Consider the following 328-nt stretch of genomic DNA (forward strand, 5'->3'; position numbering starts at 1 on the left):
AAGTGATGCCATCAGCTTTGGGTAACGACCATCACCTTTGGCTATGTTGATATCCTGCAGCAAGCGGGGAACACGATGATAAATGGCCGTGTATCCATCCCTGCAGGCCTTCTGGGCCAGTGCGCAGGCCAGCCAGGTTTTGCCAACACCCGTTGGCCCCGTGAGCAGGACATTCTGATGTTCTTTGACCCACTGGCTGTCCAGCAGTTGCCGGAACTGCTCCCGGTTCAGGCCACGTGTATGGCGGAAGTCGACATCCTCCATACAGGCAGACTGACGCAGCCGTGCCTGTTTGAGACGGGTCGCCAGACGACGGTTGTCCCGGGTG

The 328-nt window shown here is 58.2% G+C and carries 1 protein-coding gene; it reads right to left on the minus strand.

Annotated elements, in window-relative coordinates; all coding sequences use genetic code 11:
* Nucleotides 1-328, minus strand: a 328-nt coding sequence (locus E1189_RS00985; protein ID WP_196220909.1) for an ATP-binding protein, incomplete at both ends; no start/stop codon positions are given.

Source organism: Parendozoicomonas verongulae, assembly GCF_009711465.1.
Lineage (GTDB): Bacteria > Pseudomonadota > Gammaproteobacteria > Pseudomonadales > Endozoicomonadaceae > Sansalvadorimonas > Sansalvadorimonas verongulae.